Below are 3,676 nucleotides of genomic sequence, written 5' to 3' on the forward strand. Positions count from 1 at the left end.
ACTACCTTGAAAAACACCGATACCATAGAGTGGAACGAGGTTTTCTAGACTCAGAGTTTCCGCTGGCTAATACCCCTCTTGTTAATCCACATTACACCTATATATACCGTCGTGTTAAGAGTGTTTTTCATTTAGAGCCGAAATCAGATGAACAATACAACGATGCCACTGGTCTCAAGGTTTATGGCGAAGGTGGGTGGAAGGTCAAGAAGCATGGGACTGACGGAAAGTGCAGAGTCTGGCGTAAGCTAGATATCGCAGTAGATACAAGCACCCACGAAATAGTCGAAGCCCAGCTGAGTTTATCTAACGTGCCCGATGCTGAAGTGTTCTCAAATTTATTCAAATAGATATGCCATAAAATTGTTGAGATATCTTGCAATGGCACTTATGGCACAATGGTTCACCAAGATGCCGTTTGGCCAAGCAAGCGGTTACGCTCATCTAGCTATCTGATATCAAGGCAATGTTCGCAATTATGCGGTAGATTGTCAAAAGCCATGCGGCTCGAACAAAAAGTGTAAACAGAAGTATGGTTACCACAAGCGCTCATCACCTTAAACCACAATGTATCGCGCGAAACCGTTACTGGAGACTTACTCAATGCTCAACGCACTGAACAAGCTTACGGGCTAGGTTTGCCTGAAACTCAATATATCGTTTAGGGAAAAAGCAACAAAGCCTCCTTCCGCCAATCCTGAATAACTCAACGTCAACGCCCAATTCCACAGGCTTTGACCTATTCGCATATACGGTGCGATCTTTACCTAGTTTTCTGTCCATTTGCTATAGCCTTCCTCTTCTAAAATAGTACAAACTCTATCAGAGGTGAATAGGAAAATAATAATGTTGGATATGGCCTTACATAATGAATTTTTTGGGTAAGTTAAACAATGTTATTCTGATTCTACACCAACAAAAAGAGTAGAGGCTAAGGGAAGCAAGCTTCTGTTTTTAAGACAGAATAGGCACTTATTCAAAAACTGGATGTCAGTGCCTAACCAGAGAAAACAAAGATATTATGCAAACAAAAACATGTTTCTTGCGCCATTCGATGGTCCTAGTTTCAATTAACTCAGCTTTTCAGGAACAGTGCTCGAACTGTCAGAAATAACAAGAGAAAGATCAACAGTTTCTATCGGTACAAATAACGTCGGTGACCAAGCCGGGATATCCATAGAAGGAACGAACAATGAAGTATGCAAATATAGCGACTATAGTGGTAAGTGCTTAGATGCTTATAACAAAGATATGCAAAGCGCCTTTTGCATCGATTAACTAACTACATTAAAATGTAAATAAAGAATCGCTGTGTAAACTCAAAAATACAAAGATGAATATTACCCCTAATAGGAAACTCGAGCTCAGTTATAGATCGATATTTTATAAATCCGTTGAGGTGTTTGTTGGGACATTATTCTAAACACAGTTTTTGATGTTCCATTATATATCCCAAATTATATTGATATATCCGAAATTGAATCGTGCCGTATTGCTACATCCCGATGAAGTTGAAGTAAAATGGTGAAAATTAACGAAGAATCCAATGACGAGCGATGTCGTCGCTTAAGCTATAAGCTCAAATTATTATTAAAAGAACAAGGTTTGTTTTAGTTAAAATACAAACGCTTGGGGGATATAAATGCATACAGATACGATTAACTTAGATTTATCCGAATGCTACTATTTATCGGTTATGAAAGTACTGAAAATTGAACAAGAAGCGTATATCATGGCGATATATTGCAAATCTAGAGCTACGATAGTAGCTGAAATACCAATAAAAAAAATAGAGTATTATCTAATGCGGGTTATTTATGATTACGCTGGTATAGATGTGATATCGACTAGGGAGCTGGAAAGTAAGCTAATTGACCTAGGCATAAAAGTATCTTTTTTTACAGTAAAAAATACAGTCGCTTTCTGTAGGGCTAACTTTGTTAAATTGATATCTCTATGTAACGATAGTGAGCAAGTTGTAATAAATTCAAGTGATTTGATAAAAAACAAGTTTGGGAAAGGGTTTTATTTTGGTTACAATAAATACTCTATGCCTCTAAAAAAAATTTCCTTTGAATGTTCGCGTAAAAAAAACACATTGGAGCAAGTAAAAACCATCTTTGTTTTTAAATGGAAGTCCATGCTGTTAAGCTTATTTGCCGCATTGACATTAAGCTTATTCTCCATCATTGTATTTTCATACTATCAGGCATTAAATTTATCACTTAAGACAAGTAATTATGCAAGAGAAGTAGGGCAGTTTTTGTCAAATATTGAAGGGGTTGACTGCAGTACCATAGCTCGTCCGCTAGAAATTCCGACTATTGGCAACCTAGCATATGGTATCTACTTGCAAGAAGGTAAAAAATGCTATTTTCATAATGGTTTTGGTAGTTATTATAATGTTAGTAGTGTTGGTGTTAAAGATCTTAAAAAAAATAAACTCTACACATATGCCTATTGGCAGTTGGAAAATGGCACATACTATCATTTCACCAACATTAAAAAATTAGAAAGTAGATATAATAGTTGGACATCAGGCACAATTTTTGGGGGGGTGTCAGTGGAAGTTAATGGGAAAGTATTATTGTCACAAGGCGTCAATAATGGATTAAGCTATAAATTTGATGACCTTCCTGCAAACGTTAATGTCGAATACTATTTTGACTACCAGAGTGTAGCTATTTGGTTTTTTATGTTGTTTTCTTTATACTTTACACTGTGTCTAAATAAGTTTTTTCTATTTGTTAAAGCATTGTCAGTTCTAAAAAATATGAGATACAAAGTAGAGCCGATCGTTAATATAGATGAGGGTGGTTCGGTTTCCGGTTTTTATTACGGTGAGGTGCTCAGTAAAAACGAGCATTTGGGGATATTAAAATCACTGCCTATCCTTCGGCGAGGTAATTATTTAGGTATGTATACTATCGAAATGATTGAAGATATTGATTGCTATATTCAAAAGTCTGAAAGGGATGTTAAATACGGGTTAAACTTATGTCCGTCTGTAATTAAGTATGATTGGTGCCAACTATATAAGACCATTTCAAATTTAAAGAATAAAGATAAGTTAATAATAGAAATAACCGAAGATTCAAGTATTGAATACGGTGAAGAGCTAGTTGACAAGATTAATACCTTGTCATCATTGGGTATTACGGTGGGTTTTGATGATTTTGGTGAAGGTAATAATAACATTAATATGCTCGACGTTTTAGATGTGAAATTCATTAAATTTAGCCGTGAATATATCTTCAATAAAGATGGGGCCTTGAAGGAGAACTCAATTTGCTTCATGAAGCTAGTAAGAGAGTTGTATGCTGTGAAAATAATTTGTGAAGGTGTGGAAACTAAAGAACAGTCAAATCAATTGTCAAAGCATGGTCTCAATGTACAGCAAGGTTACTTATTTAGCAGTGTGTGAATAAGTAACTATTACTAAGCCTTTAAAAGTCTGATGTAGGTGGTTTTTATCTTTCTGTACGGTGGATTATCCATTTTTCGTACAGGGCGGGATCGCACTTTGTTAACAAATATGATCTAATAGCGTCAAACCCTTAGCTAGACAGCCATTTTGAACTTAATTGAGCACCTATCCGTCATCGAAGATACTCGTTCTGACATTAACCAAAAACATGACCTTATTGACGTTATGTTCCTCGTTATTAGTGCTATT

General features: G+C 35.9%; 1 protein-coding gene and 1 pseudogene. Both read left to right on the plus strand.

The window, feature by feature from the left end:
• Positions 1 to 665: pseudogene (locus tag AB4371_RS22320) on the plus strand (transposase); the annotation flags it as partial.
• Between the two features lie 977 nt (positions 666 to 1,642).
• Entirely contained in the window at positions 1,643 to 3,424 is a 1,782-nt protein-coding gene (locus AB4371_RS22325; protein ID WP_372084400.1) for an EAL domain-containing protein, read from the plus strand.
• The last annotated feature ends 252 nt before the right edge of the window (positions 3,425 to 3,676 follow it).

Origin of the sequence: Vibrio sp. 10N.261.51.A3, from assembly GCF_041471965.1 — a bacterium.
In the GTDB taxonomy this organism is placed as follows: Bacteria; Pseudomonadota; Gammaproteobacteria; order Enterobacterales; family Vibrionaceae; genus Vibrio; species Vibrio crassostreae_C.

Coding starts and splice junctions, on each gene's coding strand:
- AB4371_RS22325 (WP_372084400.1), top strand. CDS start 1,643: ATGCATACAGATACGATTAACTTAGATTTATCCGAATGCTACTATTTA.